Raw genomic sequence first — 17,211 nt, forward strand, 5'->3', positions numbered from 1 at the left:
GATCAGCCTGACTTGGTGGTCAGGCGCTTGTACTGCAGCTGGAGCATCGTCGTGGCGAGCTTGACGTCGGGTACCGGCGTCTTCTCGAGCGTGCCGCTCTGGCTGACGGTGACCTCGGCGACCAGCGCGCCGACCGTGATGCTCGCCTCCGCGACCGCCTCGATCTGACCGGTGACCCCGATGACTCCGGTCTGCGCGTCGGTCAACGCGCCCTTCACACCCGGTACTACGAACGGCTTGGTGTGCTCGTCCTGGGCCCAGAACCCCTTCTGCAGGTCACGGGCCTTGGCCGCCGTAGCCGCCTTGAACAACTGCACCGTCACCCGCTTGCGCCGATCCTGGCTCGACCGGAACGTCTGGTAGCCCTCCTTGCACCCCGCGTTCAGCAGCAGCGCAAGATCCTCAGCAGGCGAAGCCGACAACGTGTCCACGAAGCTCTGCCGAGTGAACGGCCCGGTCTCCTGCGACGGCTCTCCCGGAGCCCCCTTCAAGAACCCATCCGGTACTACGGCCAGCCCGGCCAACCCACTGACGGCGGCCGGCGCCGGAGCACCCGCTGCCGCATCGGCCGGCTGGTTCGCCCCAACCGGCGCCGTCGACGCACCGGCGTCATTGCCACAACCGGTCAGCACCACCAGCCCAACGCACACCACCGCGGCAACACCGGGCGCGACTCGCCTCACGATTCCTCCGCAGGGTCAGGGGATTACACCGTGAGCCCACCAGACAAAGGTGAACGCCAGGCAAAGTACGGAGTTCGTTCCCTCCGCATGGACGCGCGCTGTTGAGCCCACGCAGAGGGAACGAACGATCAGTAGCGGCTGCTGACAGTGACGCCGTTGCAGCCGGTTGTGCCGGAGAGGCTGATGTAGCTGTAGCCCGCGGGCGGATTGGTGACCGTGATCGACTCGGCGTTGCCGGTGGCGGTCGACCGTTGGGTATAGGCGGTGGTGGTCGCCCAGGTGCTCTTGTTGTAGTAGAGATCACAGTTGCCGGTACCGCCGCTGGTGGCGATCTGCAGCTGCGCCGTGCCGGCCGGCAGGTTGATGTAGAAGTAGTCGTAGTTGCCGGTGGTCGTGCCCCGGTTGGCGCGTTGGCAGTTCTTGCCCAGGACACGGACATCGGCGGCGGTGCACTCGGGCAAGGTCGTACCGCCTCCGCCGCCACAGTTCCCGGCCCCGCACGCGGACAGCCAGCTGTACCAGTCAGCGTCGTACCGGTTGCCGATGGTGGAGCTGAGGTAGCTGGCTGCGGCGTTCCAGTTGCCCGACCGGTAGTAGTTCAGGACGGTGGTCATGTCGCTGCGATGTGACTGCAGCATGTAGCGCACGGCCAGGTAGCCCCACTGGTAGATCCGCGTGGTGTCGTTGCTGTAGGTGGTACCGAACAGCGTGCTGAGCGAGTACGTACGCCGGGCAGCCTCGGTGATCGCCGCGGTGTAGGTCTCGTTGCGGTAGGAGTAGGACACGTACTCGGCGAACCCCTCGATCCACCAGATCGTTGGGGTGGTGACCCCGGCGTTGAAGTCGCCGGCCATGTCGAAGCGACCGTCGAGGTAGTGGGTGTACTCGTGGTTGAGGTTCCAGATCGCGAAGGTCGGGCGCAGCCACTCGGCCTCGTAGGCGATGAAGCGGGCCTGGTTGCCGACCGCGGCCGGGTCGCCCTCGAGGTACATCCCGCCGTTGTTCGTGTCGATGCCCCACATCGCCCCGGCGTAGGTCTGATAGTCGGTACTGGAGTTGTAGACGATCACCTCCAGGCTGGTGTTGCGGTCGTTGGCGACCGGGCCGGGGTCGGCGACGATGCCATGGAAGTAGGCATCCTGGCTGGCCAGGCTGCTGCAGCTCGACGCGAGCTGGGCGGCGGTCATCTCCTGGGCCCGGATGCGCAGGGTCGAGCTGCAGGTGTGGTTGACCGGCAGCACCACCGCGAGCAGCTTGGCTTGCAGGTTGCAGATGTCGTAGTACGTGCAGTTGGCCTTGTCGTAGTAATCGGCCAGCTCGGCGACGCCGACCCACAGCGGTGCGGTCGGGCCCTGCAACGACGTCTGCGTGAGCAGGCCCTTCGCGAGCGGACGCACTTTGGCCAGCAGGGCGGAGTACTGGAGGAACCGGGTGAGTTCACGACCGGCGTTCGAGGTCAGGTAGCTCTGGTCGCCGGACAGCAGATCCTTGTGGCTGGACGCGAAGGAGTACAGGGTGTCGATGACGCTCGGGTCGGCCTGTACTGCCGTCACGAACTCCGGCACCTGGTGCCCACGGAACAAGACGTTGTAGACGTTGTTGACCGCGCTGAGCATCCAGTACGACGTGTTGTACGAGTTGTTGTAGCCGGTCAGCATTCGCTTCACGACGGACAGGTAGCGGGCGTTCTGCGCCGAGCTGTCGATCAGCGTGATCGCCTCGGCGAGGGTCTCGCCGTTGGCATCGCTGACGTCGAAGGCGTGCGAGTTGGCGAAGAAGGAGTCCAGGCCCGACTGGATCGCGGTACGCAGCGTCGGGCCGTAGGTGCCGACGGTCGACGGGTTGTACCACTGCACGTAGTAGCCGGCGCGGAGGTACAGGGTCAGTTGGGCGGTACCGGTCGAATTGTTGCCGGGGTAGCTGGAGCCGTTGTCCCGCAGGGCGTACGCGACGCTGGTCATCTGAGCCTCGCGGAATGCGTTGTACGCATCCGTGCCGGTCAGGTTGAACAGCGTGTTCACGCAATCGGTCGTCGACGCCTTGATCTGGTTCACCAGAGCTTGGCCGGTGCGGCTGGTGAAGTCTGCGACGTTGCAGGTCGCCGCTGCGGCTTTGCGGTCTTGCATGGACGGCCGGGGCTTGGCGGTGACCTTTGCCGGTACGTCGTAGTCGCGCCGCAGTTCGTGCTTCGAGGCGGGCAGCGGCGGCCGCTGGTTGACCGGCAGCCTCGCATCGGTCGCGTGTGCCGGCTCGTCGCCCGCTGACGCTGGGCCGCTGGGTCCGGGAGCGACTGCCGCGCTGACTGGAGCTGTGGTTGTTGCTGCTTGTCCCGGACCGGTGTTGAGGGCGATGCCGGTCAGGGCGATGACGGCGGCGAGGGGGAGTACCAGGGTCTGTCGCCGTAATCGTTGGAGCCGTGGGGTTTTCATCAGGTTGTCCTCCGGGGGCGGCACGCGAACTGCGTGGCTACGGTGGGCGGCGGGGGTCCGCAACGTTCTCGGAGCGTGCCACCGCGAGCCGTTCCCCGGTCATCCCAACGGCGATAGCCTCACGTTATGGATCCCGAGATCCGCCACCTGCGGGCGATTTGTGCGATCGCCGAGGCGGGCAGCGTGACACGAGCCGCCGCACGACTCGGGATCTCCCAGCCGGCGCTGACCGGCCTCCTGCAGCGCTTCGAACGCTCGCTCGGCGGCCAACTGTTCGAACGCGCCCGTACCGGCGTACGGCCCACTCCACTGGGGGAACGCGCCCTGCAACGCGCTCGCCTGGTACTGGCCGACATCGACTCCTTCGCCGGCGACCTCACCCTGGCCGCCGCTGCCGGGCCGGCTTTGCTGCACATGGGTACCGCGCACATGGAATGCGTAGGCACCATCGTCGAGCGCGTCCAGTCAGCCCTGTCCCCGGTAGAGCTCACCGTCCAGGTCGACCCATCCGCCATCAGCCTCGCCCAGTCGCTGGCACACCACCGTTCCGACTTGGCCGTGATCGGCATGAGCGACGACCACGACGTCCCACTCGCGCCCGACCTAGCCCAGCGCACAATCCTTCCCCGCCTGCCGTTCTTCATCGCTCTGACCTCGAGCCACCCGCTGGCCGCCCGCGAGGAGATCAACCTCGCCGAACTGGCCAACGAATCCTGGATCAGCCCACCCGGCGCCGACGACGGCTCTCTAGCCTCCCTCCGCGCCGCCTGCCGCCGAGCCGGCTTCACCCCCAAGATCCGCTACGAAGCCCCCAGCGGCGGCGGCCGCCAACTAGTCCAATCCGGCCGAGCCGTCCAACTAGTCGAACCCACCTCCGCAGGCGCCCCCGGCCTATCCATCCGCCGCCTAACCGGCGACCCCCTACGCGGCCGCCTGATCCTGGCCTGGCGCCGCCCCCGCCTAACCGAAGACCAAATCGAATCCACCTACCTGGCCATAGCCACGTCCTACACCGACCACGCCCTCCGCAGCCCCACCTACGCCCCCTGGTGGAAAACCCACCCCGAAGTCCACCCCAGAACGAGTTGATCAGCCGGCGACGGTGGCAAGGAGATCCGTGATCCGCCGTCGAGCCGCCTTGGGATGCAAGGGCTCGCAGCCGGCGTCGACACAGCGCTTCACCACTCGCGGATCGTCTTTCAGCAACAGCAATCCCCGCCGCAGCAGGGTGAACGGCGGCTTTCGATGCTCCCGCAGATCGCGCTGGAACCGGCGTACGAAGGTGACGATCCGGTGATGCCGCACACAGATCGCCGCAGCCAGCAACCCACGCTCCCGCAACGCCCCGACGATCTGATCAGCAAAGATGCCCTCAGCAACCACCAACGGCGCCCCACCTGTCTCCACAGGCCGATGCCCGACGGTCCCATCCGCCGCGATGTCATAAACCGGCATGTCCGCCGCACCCGTTGCGCACAGCAACTCCAACGCCGCGACGGCCCGCTCCCCGTCCCAGGACCCCGGATCATCCCAATCCACAATCCCCAACGGTGACCGCGGCATCGCCGCGTCATCCCCGTCCCGATAGAAGTCATCGAGCCGCACCACCGGCAACCCGACATTCTCCGCAAGCCGCGACTTCCCAGCCCCCGAAGGCCCCGCCAGCAACACCACCCGAGCACTCACCCGAGGATTCTCCCACCGCCCGGCCAGACCCTGGCCCACCCCATACACATCCCAGCTCACAGACAGCCCACCTACGCGGTAACAAACTTGCACGGAGCGACAAAAAGTTTCCCACCAAAGCCTGGGTCCAAGAAGTCACCGCGACATAGGAGCGGCAAAACACGGGGGGGGGAATTCTCAGTCCTGTAAGGCTTTCAGTAGTTGGTTGTGGTGGGTGGTGAACCAGTGGTTGGTTCTCTCGGTGAGGGTGGATTCTCCGGTGGTCCAGCGTTGGTGGAACCAGGGGTGGCCGGATTCGGCGCCTCGGCGGACGTAGTCCATGCACCAGATGTGGTTGGCGGCGGCTGCGTCGATCAGGCGGGTGCGGTCGACCCCGGTCAGGCCGTAAGCATCGGCGAAGAGCCGGAGGCGAGCCAGCGATTGGCCTTGGCGAACGTCATCGATGTCAGCATCAGGACGCAGCGGCGCCCACAACCGGACAGCAGCAGCGACATCCCACAGCGCCGACCCAGGACCGGCAAGATCGAAGTCGATCAGGGCAACGGCCAGCCCGTCCCGGAAGACGATGTTGTCGAGGTTCGGGTCGTTGTGGCCGACCAGTCCGTCGTCGTACTCCTCGGGCACTCGCTCGGCCCACGGATACCCGGACGGGTCGAATCCGAGTACAGCCTCGTGGTACCGCCGTAGCAGGTGCGCGACGCTCTCCAATGCCGCGTCGGTCATCGACCACGAAGGATATGGCGCCCGCACGGTCTCGCCCGGCACGTAGGTCAGTACTTCCCGGCCCTGCTCGTCCACGCCGAGGAAGGCGGGGGATGAGTCGAAGCCGACCTCCTGGAGATGGTCCAGAAGCGCATGTACGGCAGGACTGCTAGGCCGCAGCGGGCGGCGTACGGTATCGCCGACCCGTACCACCAGGCCACGGTTGGCGGTGCCGCCGAGCAGGCGGGTCTCGACCTCAGGCATCACCGCACAGTGTGGCTGCTGGACCCCGATCCGGCCAGTGCGCCCGAACACCGGACGCAAGGTTGCTCAAACGAGCACAATGCCGCACACATGGTGACCGAACTCTTGACACGCCGCGAAGCCTTCAGGTTCACTCAACGATGAGCAGCGTGCTGCTCATATGAGCGAGAGTCCGCCGATCGCGAAGGAGCAGCCCGTGCTGGAACAGCGCAAACGCATCGGAGGTGTGGCGATCGCACTCCTCCTGGTGAGCGGAGTGAGCAGCTGCGCCGGATGGGGCGGTGGAGGCGGTGGGGGCGGTGGCGCCGACAGCGTCAACGTGCTGATGGTGAACAACCCGCAGATGGTCGACCTGCAGAAGCTGACCGCGGACAACTTCACCAAAGAGACCGGCATCAAGGTCAACTACACGGTGCTGCCGGAGAACGACGTCCGGGACAAGATCAGCCAGGAGTTCTCCAGCCAGGCCGGCCAGTACGACGTGGCCTCGCTGAGCAACTTCGAGATCCCGATCTACGCCAAGAGCAAGTGGATCGCGCCGCTGTCGGACTACATCGCCAAGGACACGGCGTTCAACCAGGACGACATCCTGAAGCCGATGACCGAGTCGATGTCGGGTGACGACGGCAAGATCTACGGCGAACCGTTCTACGGCGAGTCGTCGTTCCTGATGTACCGCAAGGACATCCTTCAGCAAAAGGGCGTCGAGATGCCGGCCAAGCCGACCTGGCAGCAGGTCGCGGACATCGCCGCCAAGGTCGACAACGCCCAGCCCGGCATGCGTGGCATCTGCCTGCGCGGCCAACCCGGCTGGGGCCAGCTGTTCGCCCCGCTGACGACCGTGGTGAACACCTTCGGCGGCACCTGGTTCACCCAGGACTGGCAGGCGAAGGTCAACTCGCCGGAGTTCACCGAGGCGACCAAGTTCTACGTCGACCTCGTCCGCAACCACGGCGAGCTCGGCGCACCGCAGGCCGGCTTCACCGAATGCCTGAACAACCTCGTCCAGGGCAACGTCGCGATGTGGTACGACGCCACCTCGGCCGCCGGTTCGCTCGAGGCGCCCAACTCACCTGTGAAGGGCAAGATGGGGTACGCCCCCGCGCCGGTCGTGAAGACCGACAGCTCCGGCTGGCTGTACGCCTGGTCGTGGAGCATCCAGGAGGCGAGCAAGAAGAAGGACAACGCCTGGAAGTTCATCTCGTGGGCCTCCAGCAAGCAGTACGAGGAGCTGGTCGGCAAGGAGCTCGGCTGGTCCCGCGTACCGGCAGGCAAGCGCGCCTCGACGTACGAGAACCCGGAGTACCGCAAGGAGGCGGCGGCCTTCGCCGACCCGACCAAGCAGGCGATCGAGACCGCCGACCCGCGCAACCCGGGCGCCCAGCCGCGGCCCGCGATCGGCATTCAATTCATCGACATCCCCGAGTTCCCCGACCTCGGGACCCAGGTGAGCCAGGACGTCAGTTCGGCCATCGCCGGCCGGATGAGCGTCGACGAAGCGCTGAAACGTGGGCAGGAACTCGCCGACGACGTAGCCGAGCGCTATCGCGCCAGAGAAGCGAAGTGAGGCTGACATGTCCGTCGACACCGAGGTACGTCCGGGCCGCCACGCGGCCACCCCGCCGAACAAGCCGGGCACGCTGCTGCGCAGCACCGGGGACTGGGCCCGCAGGGCGCCGCTGCTCCCTGCGCTGGTCTTCATGATCGTCGTCACCCAGCTGCCGTTCGTGGTCACGATCATCACGTCGTTCATGAACTGGAACGCGTACTACCCCGACGAGCGCAGCTTCGCCGGCATCGACAACTTCCGCCGGGTCCTCACCGACGCGAACACCCGGCACGCCATCTGGGTGACCGTCCTGCTCACCGCGGGCGTCGTGCTCATCAGCCTGCTCCTCGGCCTGGGCATCGCCCTCCTGCTCGACCGCAAGTTCCGGGGCCGCGGCGCGGTCCGCACGATGATGATCACGCCGTTCCTGGTCGTACCGGTCGCGGCGGCCCTGTTGTGGAAGCACGCGCTGTACAACCCGGAGTACGGGCTCTTCAACGGGGTGCTGAAGTGGATCTTCGGCGACAACGCGCCACAGCCGGACTGGATCAGCAATCAGCCCTTGTGGTCGGTGATCTTCGCGCTGGTCTGGCAGTGGACGCCGTTCATGATGCTGATCATCCTGGCCGGCCTGCAGAGCCGCCCGCTCGACGTGATCGAGGCGGCCGGTATCGACGGCGCCAGCCAGTGGGACATCTTCCGGTACATGACGCTGCCGCACCTGCGTCAGTACCTCGAACTGAGCGCGCTGCTCGGCTCGATCTACGTCGTGCAGAACTTCGACGCCGTCTTCACGATCACGTCCGGCGGACTCGGCACGGCGAACCTGCCGTACACGATCTACCAGACCTTCTACACCGCCCATGACTACGGCCGGGCCTCGGCCGCGGGCGTCATCGTCGTGATCGGCACCATCCTGATCGCGACCTTCGCGCTCCGCTCGGTGTCCACCCTGTTCAAGGAGGAGGGCCGATGAGTACCCAACTGGCGCCCGTGACGGGCAAGAAGAACCGCGGCGGCGGGCTGGCGCTGAGCGCGCTGGCCTGGATCGTGGGCGTGCTGTTCGTGCTGCCGGTGCTCTGGATGGCGCTGACGTCGTTCCACCACGAGGAGGACGCGGCGAAGAACCCGCCGGACGTCACCGCGCCGCTGACGCTGGACGGCTTCCGCTCGTTCTTCGACTCCGGTCCCTGGCCGTCGATCGCGAACTCGCTCACCGCGAGCATCCTGTCGACGCTCCTGGTGATCCTGCTGGCCTTCCCGGCGGCGTACGCGCTGTCGATCAAGCCCGTGAAGAAGTGGACCGACGTGATGTTCTTCTTCCTGTCCACCAAGATGCTGCCGGTGGTCGCGGGTCTGCTGCCGATCTACCTGTTCGCGCAGTTCGCCGGGCTGCTGGACAACATCTGGCTGCTGATCGTGCTCTACACGTCGATGAACCTGCCGATCGCGGTCTGGATGCTGCGCAGCTTCCTGGCCGAAGTACCGGTCGAGATCCTCGAAGCGGCGTCGGTGGACGGCGCCGGCCTGGTACGGACGCTGCGCTCGGTGGTCGCACCTGTGGTGATGCCCGGGATCGCGAGTGCGTCCCTGATCTGCTTCATCTTCAGCTGGAACGAACTGCTCTTCGCCCGGGTCCTCACGGGTACCGTGGCACAGACCGCGCCGGTGTTCCTGACCGGCTTCGTCACCAGCCAGGGCCTGTTCCTCGCGAAGGTCTGCGCGGCCTCCCTGGTGGTGTCGCTGCCGGTGCTGATCGCCGGGTTCGCGGCCCAGGACAAGCTCGTCCAGGGTCTGTCGCTCGGGGCGGTCAAGTGACGGAGGCAACGGTGCACGGACTCAACTCGGCCAGCCTGAGCTCGCTCGACGAGCGAGTCGGCGTACCGGAGTACGACCGTACTTCGGTACGCCCCGGCATCGTCCATTTCGGGGTCGGCGGCTTCCACCGGGCCCACCAGGCGATGTACCTCGACAAGCTGATGAACGAGGGCAAGGCGCTCGACTGGGGCATCGTCGGGGTCGGCGTCCTGCCGCACGACAAGCGGATGGCCGACGTGATGGCGGCCCAGGACTGCCTCTACACGCTCGTGGTGAAGTACCCGGACGGGACACTCGAGCCCCGCGTGATCGGCTCCATCGTCGGCTACCTCTTCGCGCCCGACGACCCCGAGGCCGTGTTGGCGCGTCTGACGGACCCAGCGACGCGGATCGTCTCGCTGACGATCACCGAGGGCGGCTATCACGTGAACCAGGTGACCGGGGAGCTGGACGCGTCCGACCCCGGCCTGGCCGCTGACTTGGAGCCGGGCGCGCTGCCGGGGAGCGCGTTCGGCTTCATCGTCGAGGCGCTCGCCCGGCGACGGGCGGCCGGCATCGAGCCGTTCACGGTGATGTCCTGCGACAACATCCCCGGCAACGGCCACGTCGCGCGCAAGATGCTCGCCGCCTTCGCTCGACTGAAGGACCCGGCGCTGGCGGACTTCCTTGAGCAGGAGGTGCGGTTCCCGAACTGCATGGTCGACCGGATCACGCCGGTCACGGCCGACGCGGATCGTGAGGCGCTGGCGTCGCAGTACGGGGTCGAGGACGGCTGGCCGGTGGTGTGCGAGCCGTTCACGCAGTGGGTGCTCGAGGACGACTTCGGCGGCGACAGGCCGCAGTACGAGGAAGTCGGCGTGCAATTGGTCGAGGACGTCGAACCGTACGAGCTGATGAAGCTGCGGCTGCTCAACGCGAGCCACCAAGCCCTTTGCTACTTGGGGTATCTGGCCGGCTACCGGTATGCGCACGAGGTCTGCCAGGACAAGCTGTTCGTCGACTTCCTGCTCGGCTACATGGACACGGAAGGTACGCCGACGCTGCCGCCGGTACCGGGTGTCGACCTGGACCGGTACAAACATCAGCTGATCGAGCGGTTCGCGAACCCCGAGGTGCGCGACACCCTTGCTCGGCTCTGCGCGGAGAGCTCGGACCGCATCCCGAAGTGGCTGGTCCCCGTAGTCCGCGAGCAGCTCGCCGCGGATCGAGGGATCGACCACTCCGCTCTGGTGATCGCCTCCTGGGCCCGGTACGCCGAGGGCGTGGACGAGCAGGGGTCACCGATCGAGGTGGTCGACCGCTTGCGCGACAAGCTGGTCGAGCGAGCGCAGCACAACCGTACGGAACCGTTGCTCTTCGTGTCCGATCGGGACCTGTTCGGTGACCTCGTCGACGACGACCGCTTCGTCTCCGCCTACACGTCGGCGCTCACCTCGCTGCACGAGCGCGGCGCGCGAGCGACGCTGGAGGCGCGGGCCTGAGAAGGGGCTCGCGGCAAGGGCCTTGAAACCGTTACGGTGCCGGAGAATCACGGGAGAAGATTGGTGGCGGGGCGACGGTGAACGGTCGGGGACAGTTGCTCGGCGAGGGTGACGAGGACGACGAGCTGCTGGCCGAGGTCGCTCGCCGGTACTACCTCGACAACACCTCCAAGGTGGACATCGCCAAGCAGCTCGACCTGAGCCGGTTCAAGGTCGCCCGGCTGCTCGAGGACGCGCGCAGCCGTGGCATCGTCCAGATCCAGATCAAGAACCCGTCGCCGATCGACCGCGGACTCTCCGAGCAGCTTGCCTCAGCCCTCGGACTCCAGTCCTGCGTCGCCACCCACACGTCGGGCTCACCCGAACAGGTCCGCGACCAAGTCGCCGAGGCTGCCGCTCGGACAGTCGCGCCGTTGGTCCGCGACGGCGACCTGCTCGGCCTGACCTGGAGTCGGGCGGTTGATGCGATGGTCGACCACATCGACGTACTGCCTGCCTGCACGGTGATCCAGATGGCCGGCTCCCTCCACTCACCCGCGGGCGGCGGCAGCACGATGGACCTCGCCCGCCGAGCCGCCGCGCTTGCCGGCGGTACTGCGCACGCCGTCCACGCACCGCTCGTCGTCGACGACATCGCGGCCGTCACCGCGCTGCGCCGGCAACCCGGCATCGCGGACACCTTGGCGCTCGCCGACGGGCTCGACATCTCGGTGGTCGCGATCGGCGCCTGGCGGGCCGGCTGCTCGACGGTCTGGGATGCGGTGTCGGAGGAACTCCGGGCCGAGGGTCTCGCCGGCGGTGCAATCGCCGAAGTCAGCGGGCATCTTCTGGACCAGGACGGCAGACTGGTCCAGTCACCGTTGGAACAGATGATCATCGCGGTCTCGGTCGATCAGCTACGCCGCCCGGCGGAGCGGGTCGCGCTGGCCGCGGGAGCCCATCGCGCGCCGGCGGTGATCGCCGCGGTCCGGGCCGGTCTGGTCAGCACCCTGGTGACGACGACCGACCTCGCCCGCGACGTCCTGCGGCACCTCGCTACCGATAAGGATCTCTAGATGACTGACCCGAGACTGGTTGCCGGCGTCGACTGCTCGACCCAGGCGACCAAGGTCGTCGTATGCGATGCCACCACCGGCGAGGTACTCCGGGAAGGCCGCGCACCGCATCCCGACGCCACCCAGGTCGACCCCGCCGAATGGTGGAACGCCTGGACCACCGCCTCCTCAGGTCTGCTCGACGGCGTCTCCGCGTTGTCCGTCGCGGGCCAGCAGCACGGCATGGTCCTTCTCGATGGCTCTGGCTCAGTCGTCCACCCGGCAGTGCTGTGGAACGACACCAGCTCGGCCGAAGCGACCACCGAGTTGGTCTCCGAGCTGGGCGGGCCCGAAGCCTGGGCTGCAGCTGTTGGGTCCGTCCCGGTACCGAGCTTCACCGTCACCAAGCTGCGCTGGGTGCGTGGCGCTGCTCCCGACGCGGCCGCCCGCGCCGAGGCGGTCGCGCTGCCGCACGATTGGCTGACTCACCAACTCGCCGCTGACCGCTCGGGTATCGCCGATCTCACGACGGATCGGGGAGATGTGTCAGGTACCGGCTGGTGGTCGCCTTTCACCAATGACTACCGCCCCGACTTGGTCGAACTCGCCTTCGGCCGCTCGCTTCAGCTTCCGCGCGTCGCCGGCCCGTCCGAGATCGTCGGCCAGACTTCCTTCGGCGCAGCGTTGGCCGCCGGCACCGGCGACAACATGGCTGCAGCCCTCGGCCTCGACCTCCAGCCCGGCGATGTTGCCGTGTCGCTCGGTACCAGCGGTACTGCCTTCGCTCGCTTCGGGAATGCGACCAGCGACCCCAGCGGCTTCGTAGCCGGCTTCGCCGACGCCACCGGCGGCTACCTACCCCTCGTCTGCACCTTGAACGCCGCCCGAGTGCTCTCGGCAACTGCCACCATGCTTGGCATGGACCTAGCCGCCCTGGACGAGGCCGCGCTGACCTCCGCTGGCAGCAACGGCCTAGTCATGCTCCCTTACCTGGATGGCGAACGCACCCCAGACCTCCCGCACTCCACAGGCCTCATCTACGGCCTCACCCGTACCACCGCCCAGCCCGCCACCATGGCCCGGGCAGCAGTCGAAGGCATGCTCTGCGGCCTGGCCGACGCCGTAGACGCCCTCCGAGCCCAAGGCCTCCCCGTCCACCGGGTCCTCCTGCTGGGCGGCGCTGCCCGCTCCCGCGCAGTACAGGCTCTAGCTCCTGCGCTGCTAGGCGCCCCCGTCGTACTACCCGAGCCCGCCGAGTACGTCGCTCTGGGCGCGGCCCGCCAAGCCGCTTGGGCCGTGTCAGGAGAGTTGCCTACGTGGGACGTCGCCATGAGCAAGCCCGAGTCCGCAGTACTGTCCGCCGAGGCGGCTGCTCAGGTCCGGGAGCGCTACGCCGCAGTACTCTCCGGCACCCGCCCCCTCCTAGCCTCGTCCTACCGCTGACCGCTCGGAACCCACCGGTCACGGCAACCGTCACAGGCCCGTGAACCCGACAGCCAACCTTGCCGACCATCGCCCGCGTCTCCGCGCGACGGCGCCAGGGTTGTTCTGTCTGGCCATCGCCCTGCTGTTGACGGCATTCGCCTGGGACAAGGCCGAGGACGTCTACTGGCTGTCCCGCCGCGGCGAAGTGGTGACCGCGACCGTCCTCAGCGAAGACCACCCGCGCAGGGGCGACCCCTACATCACCGTCGGCTACACCACGTCCGACGGCAGCAAACTCACGAACACCACCAGCGACTACGACCACGCCGAGGTCGGCAAACCCCTCCAGATCCGCTACGACCGCGGCTACCCCGACCGCCTACAAGCCGCCGACCGGCCACTCAGCTACCGGGACGTCTACCTCCAAGGCGCAGCCGCCGCGTTCCTCTTCCTCCTAGCCGCAGCCCTCCTCATCGGCCGCCGCCGTGCCTAAGGTCGCCCGCGGACGCAATGGCTGAGGACACCTACTGGCTGTCGCAACGGGGACAGGTAGTCACCGCGAAAGTCCTAGGCGAAAAACCGACGAAGGCCGCGCCAACACCAAACACCTCATGGTCAGGTACACCACCTTGGACGGCCGGCAGATCGAGAACGACACCACCAACTACGACGATGACCACCTCGGCCCCACCATCGACATCATCTACGACCCCAAAGTGCCCGACCGCATGCAAGCCGCCAACTGGGGCGAGGACTACGCAACCCCGAGCGTCCTGGGCGGATTCGCCCTGATCATCCTCATAGCCGCCGCCTTCCTACTCATCGGCAGCCGAGCCAACTAACCCATCGAGGACGAGGACGTCCGAATCACCGGTGCGCCCGGGCAAGATGTCTCCTGGCTGCCGCGAGAGAGCTGACTAGCCCGAACCTGCTGCGCCAGAAGGCGGATCGCCGTCCAGGACCCGGCTCAGGTCAGGCTGGTTCGACCGGGACAGCCAGGCAGACTCGGGCGGGACGACACGCAGTTCATCGTCAGCTACACCAGAGAGTCCGCAGCACAGGTCCACAGCGAAACCGCGACCCCGACCCCGACTCCGACTCCGACTCCGACCAAGGCAGCAACCACCTCCGCCCGGATGCGCCAGCGCTAGGCCTGCGGATGGAGGTTGGTCGAGCGGGCCGACGCATGGTTCCACGGTCGAAGGGTTGGTCGAGTGGGCCAATGCGTGGGTCGACGGTCGAAGGGTTGGTCGCGCGGGCGAGCGTGTGGGTCGACGGTCGAAGGCTGGGTCGAGTGGGCCAGTGCGTGGGTGGACGGTGGAGGGGTTGGTCGAGTGGGCCAGTGGGTGGGTGCACGGTCTAGCGGCTGATCGAGCGGGCCGACGCGTGGGCGCGCGGGCTCGGCTGCCTAGACCGCGGGCGAGCTGCCATCCTGCGTACGCACCTGGTGGTTGGTCCGCCGTGGCTCAGCTCAGCTTGGGGTGACGGTTGGCTGGACTGAGGATTGGTTGCCGTTGCCGTTGCGATCGCGGCGTTGGCTGGGGTCGCGGTCGCTCTGATTACTGGGCTGATGGGAGCGCTTGTTGGGGTGGTGGCGGCCGGTTGGGCTGGTCCAGGTGTAGGTGCCGTCTGGGGTGAGGTGTATCTGCCAGCCGCCTTCGTGCTTGAGGCGATGGTGGTGGCGGCACAGGCACCAGAGGTTGGCCGCGGTCGTACGCCCGCCGGCGGCGAACGACGTCCGGTGGTCCAGGTCGGTGAACTCCGCCGGCCGGTTGCAACCCGGGAATTGACAGGTGCGATCGCGCAGCCGGACATACCTGTCCAATGCCGCCGATGGCACGTACCGATCCGGATTACTCGCAGGTGGTCTATCAGTCACCTGAAGCTCGACCCATGAACCAAGTCCAGACCCCACGGCGGCAAAGGCTGAGCCTGCGCGGCCGGAGAAGGCACCGGAACCAGCGGAAGGTCTGGCGGTGGCGGACGTACGAGGGGCAGCGGGAAGTCCGGCGGTGGCGGACGTGCGAGGGTCAGCGGAAGGTCTGGCGGTGGTGGACGCGCGAGGGCCAGCGGGAGCGCCGGGGGTGCTGGATGTACTGGGGTCAGGCAGGGCGCTGGGGGTGGTGGACGCGCGAGGGTCAGCTGGAGGGCTGGGGGTGGCGGACGCACCGGGGCCAGCGGAAGGACGAGGAGCGGACGTACAGGGAGCGGGCGTGCGGGGGCTGGTGGAAGTACTGGGGAGGGGTGGTAGGAGGGACTGTGTGAGGGCTTTGAGGAGGTGCTTGCGTAGCGTGCTTTGTGGGAGGGGCCCGTGCTGGTTGGTTTCTCCGCCGGTTCCTATCGCTCCTTCGATCAGAGCGCGCACCTCGGCGGCAGTCGCGTGGATGACGACCGCGGCCTCTGCTCCACCAGCGGTCTCCGCCCCACGGGAGGTCTCTGCCGCAACGGAGGTCTCTGGCCCAACGGAGGTCTCTGCCGCAGCAGGTGCCTCGTCGGGCACGTCAGGGGCAGTCCATCGGGAACGATCGCCTGCAGGGACGTCTTCTCCGTACCTGTCCGCAGGGTCGTCGGTGGCCACAAGGCCTTCGCCGGGCTGGTCGCCGAGGCGGGTGTTCTTGTGGTCCTTGCCGGTATCTCCGTTGGGATCTGCAGAGTGCGGCGGCTCGGGGCGCTGGGCGGTCGCGTGGGGGTGAGCGGTATTTCCGGCACGGTCGGGCTCGTTGCGGGCATCGTCGTACCAAACGTCGGTGGCCTGCGGATCCTCACCGAGTGGTTCGTCGGACGGTTCGTCGCCTGCCGCAGCGGGTGGGCGGATGGCTGCCTCGTCGGCCGCGTTGGCGGGCGGAGCAGCGGCTTCGGTGTCGGGCTGTGTTGGTGGAGTGGGGCGCTTGCTTCCCGGGAGGAGGCGGCTCAGGGCAATGTCGGCACGGAGCTGGTCCATGGAGCGGGGATCGCCCAGGCGGCGGCAGCGGATTGCGGCGCGGGAGAGGCTGGTCATCACGGCGGCGCCGTCGATGGCGCTCTGGTTGTGGACGATGTCGGATCTGCCGAGGTCGTCGGAGTACATCCGCACGGATCGCTCGTCGTGGGCGCGCTGATAGGCCTTCTCGGTTGCTTCCGGGGATCGGTGGGCGACCTCGCGCTGGCAGGCCTGCTTGATTTCCACCAGTGGATGGGTCTTGATCCACTCGAGGATGGCGGATTCGGCGGCTCGGATGTCGGCGAGGTCTTCCAGAACCGACAACTCGGCCACGATCGTGAATGCAGCCCGCTCGGTCAGGTGTCCCGCGGACAACGCTGCGAGAGTGGCGGGGAAGTTGTGGACCAGTTCGCAGGAGCGGTGGATCCGGGTGGTGGCATGCCCTCGCCGTAGTTCGAGGATCCCGGCGATCTCGTCGGAGACCGAACGCAGATCACCGGCGATCCAGCGCCTCTCGCCGGCCGTAGCGGCGCGGTCTCCGGGCTGGGGGTACCGGTGTCCGAGATCAGCCGAAACACCCCGCAAGGAGTCGTCGAAGCCGGCGATGGTCTCGGCCTTCAGCGCGGCCACACGATTCTCCAGCAAGGCGATCGCATCCAGCCGCTCCAACCATCCGTAGTCAGCCAGCCGGCTTGTGTCCTGGCAGACCAATGCTTCATACAGAGAGGTCCCCAGATCTGGGTCGTTCTCCTTGTCGAACCGCAGCAGGCTCTCTGTACGTGGACGTCCGGCAGCCTGCCCCAGCGAGCACGACTGCTCGTCGGTCAACGCGCCACTCGAACGATTGCTCATGGCTCGATCATATGTTCGATTACTCTTCGAATCAAACTGACTACGCCATCCGGTTCTTCTGTTGTCATAAGCAACTAATGCCGTCAGTCGTCAAGTCCACAAGGCAGTCCGCGCAGTGCGGCCGCACCAGGCCCGCTTGGCGACTCGCGTGACCACCGAACGGCGTCATGAGGTTCCGGGCCGCTGCAGGCCATTTCAGACGGCGACCGGTTGGAGGAGTCATCCCGGGCCAGCAAGCCGACCAGGGCGCCAAAGGAGCGGGCGCTAGACAGCAGGTCAATCCGGCGAGCAGGGCAGCTCGGCCGACGAGCGGAGCTGGTCGAATCGCGGAAGCAGGAGCGCAGAGCCTCAGCGCGCGCAGCGCGGGT

The 17,211-nt window shown here is 67.2% G+C and carries 14 protein-coding genes; 9 read left to right on the plus strand and 5 right to left on the minus strand.

Features of this window, described 5'->3' with window-relative positions; genetic code table 11:
* Positions 1–2: 2 nt before the first annotated feature.
* Positions 3–683, minus strand: a complete 681-nt coding sequence (locus OHA70_RS19000) for a hypothetical protein (protein ID WP_328334383.1) — start codon at positions 681–683, stop codon at positions 3–5.
* 128 nt (positions 684–811) lie between these two features.
* Entirely contained in the window at positions 812–3,112 is a 2,301-nt protein-coding gene (locus OHA70_RS19005; protein ID WP_328334385.1) for a M9 family metallopeptidase, read from the minus strand.
* 126 nt (positions 3,113–3,238) lie between these two features.
* On the opposite strand from OHA70_RS19005, the gene OHA70_RS19010 reads away from it, so the two are divergent.
* Positions 3,239–4,201, plus strand: coding sequence for a LysR family transcriptional regulator (locus OHA70_RS19010; protein ID WP_328334387.1), 963 nt, complete (start codon positions 3,239–3,241; stop codon positions 4,199–4,201).
* Here the strand turns inward: OHA70_RS19010 and OHA70_RS19015 are convergent, their stop codons facing one another.
* Entirely contained in the window at positions 4,202–4,798 is a 597-nt protein-coding gene (locus OHA70_RS19015) for a uridine kinase family protein (RefSeq protein ID WP_328334389.1), read from the minus strand.
* A gap of 177 nt (positions 4,799–4,975) precedes the next feature.
* On the minus strand, positions 4,976–5,764 hold the full coding sequence (locus tag OHA70_RS19020; protein ID WP_328334391.1) for an aminoglycoside phosphotransferase family protein: 789 nt from the start codon (positions 5,762–5,764) through the stop codon (positions 4,976–4,978).
* A 160-nt stretch (positions 5,765–5,924) separates the two neighbouring features.
* Here OHA70_RS19020 and OHA70_RS19025 point away from each other — a divergent pair, with 160 nt between their 5' ends.
* From OHA70_RS19025 to OHA70_RS19060, 8 genes are all read left to right on the plus strand, one after another.
* On the plus strand, positions 5,925–7,331 hold the full coding sequence (locus OHA70_RS19025; protein WP_328334393.1) for an ABC transporter substrate-binding protein: 1,407 nt from the start codon (positions 5,925–5,927) through the stop codon (positions 7,329–7,331).
* Between the two features lie 7 nt (positions 7,332–7,338).
* Positions 7,339–8,289 carry a carbohydrate ABC transporter permease gene (locus OHA70_RS19030; RefSeq protein WP_328334395.1) on the plus strand — a complete coding sequence of 317 codons (951 nt, stop codon included), beginning with the start codon at positions 7,339–7,341 and terminating at the stop codon, positions 8,287–8,289.
* The gene (locus OHA70_RS19035) at positions 8,286–9,131 is read left to right on the plus strand and encodes a carbohydrate ABC transporter permease (protein WP_328334397.1); all 846 of its coding nucleotides are present in this window, start codon (positions 8,286–8,288) and stop codon (positions 9,129–9,131) included. Before OHA70_RS19030 ends, OHA70_RS19035 begins: the two co-directional genes overlap by 4 nt.
* A complete protein-coding gene (locus OHA70_RS19040) occupies positions 9,128–10,612 on the plus strand; it encodes a mannitol dehydrogenase family protein (protein WP_328334399.1) in 1,485 nt (494 codons plus the stop codon). The genes OHA70_RS19035 and OHA70_RS19040 overlap by 4 nt, the downstream gene beginning before the upstream one ends.
* Before the next feature lie 77 nt (positions 10,613–10,689).
* A complete protein-coding gene (locus tag OHA70_RS19045; protein ID WP_328334401.1) occupies positions 10,690–11,667 on the plus strand; it encodes a sugar-binding transcriptional regulator in 978 nt (325 codons plus the stop codon).
* Positions 11,668–13,089 carry an FGGY family carbohydrate kinase gene (locus OHA70_RS19050; protein ID WP_328334403.1) on the plus strand — a complete coding sequence of 474 codons (1,422 nt, stop codon included), beginning with the start codon at positions 11,668–11,670 and terminating at the stop codon, positions 13,087–13,089.
* Between the two features lie 40 nt (positions 13,090–13,129).
* Entirely contained in the window at positions 13,130–13,564 is a 435-nt protein-coding gene (locus tag OHA70_RS19055) for a DUF3592 domain-containing protein (protein ID WP_328334405.1), read from the plus strand.
* A gap of 118 nt (positions 13,565–13,682) precedes the next feature.
* A complete protein-coding gene (locus tag OHA70_RS19060; protein ID WP_442913894.1) occupies positions 13,683–13,913 on the plus strand; it encodes a hypothetical protein in 231 nt (76 codons plus the stop codon).
* A gap of 629 nt (positions 13,914–14,542) precedes the next feature.
* On the opposite strand, the gene OHA70_RS19065 is transcribed toward OHA70_RS19060, so the two are convergent.
* A complete protein-coding gene (locus OHA70_RS19065) occupies positions 14,543–16,843 on the minus strand; it encodes an HNH endonuclease signature motif containing protein (protein WP_328334407.1) in 2,301 nt (766 codons plus the stop codon).
* Between the last annotated feature and the right edge of the window lie 368 nt (positions 16,844–17,211).

This window comes from Kribbella sp. NBC_00382, assembly GCF_036067295.1.
GTDB lineage: Bacteria > Actinomycetota > Actinomycetes > Propionibacteriales > Kribbellaceae > Kribbella.

What these genes read in the sequence shown, in the direction of transcription:
- OHA70_RS19005 (WP_328334385.1), bottom strand. Translation starts at nt 3,112, where the DNA reads ATGAAAACCCCACGGCTCCAACGATTACGGCGACAGACCCTGGTACTC.
- OHA70_RS19010 (WP_328334387.1), top strand. Translation starts at nt 3,239, where the DNA reads ATGGATCCCGAGATCCGCCACCTGCGGGCGATTTGTGCGATCGCCGAG.
- OHA70_RS19020 (WP_328334391.1), bottom strand. Translation starts at nt 5,764, where the DNA reads ATGCCTGAGGTCGAGACCCGCCTGCTCGGCGGCACCGCCAACCGTGGC.
- OHA70_RS19025 (WP_328334393.1), top strand. Translation starts at nt 5,925, where the DNA reads ATGAGCGAGAGTCCGCCGATCGCGAAGGAGCAGCCCGTGCTGGAACAG.
- OHA70_RS19030 (WP_328334395.1), top strand. Translation starts at nt 7,339, where the DNA reads ATGTCCGTCGACACCGAGGTACGTCCGGGCCGCCACGCGGCCACCCCG.
- OHA70_RS19035 (WP_328334397.1), top strand. Translation starts at nt 8,286, where the DNA reads ATGAGTACCCAACTGGCGCCCGTGACGGGCAAGAAGAACCGCGGCGGC.
- OHA70_RS19050 (WP_328334403.1), top strand. Translation starts at nt 11,668, where the DNA reads ATGACTGACCCGAGACTGGTTGCCGGCGTCGACTGCTCGACCCAGGCG.
- OHA70_RS19060 (WP_442913894.1), top strand. Translation starts at nt 13,683, where the DNA reads ATGGTCAGGTACACCACCTTGGACGGCCGGCAGATCGAGAACGACACC.
- OHA70_RS19065 (WP_328334407.1), bottom strand. Translation starts at nt 16,843, where the DNA reads ATGAGCAATCGTTCGAGTGGCGCGTTGACCGACGAGCAGTCGTGCTCG.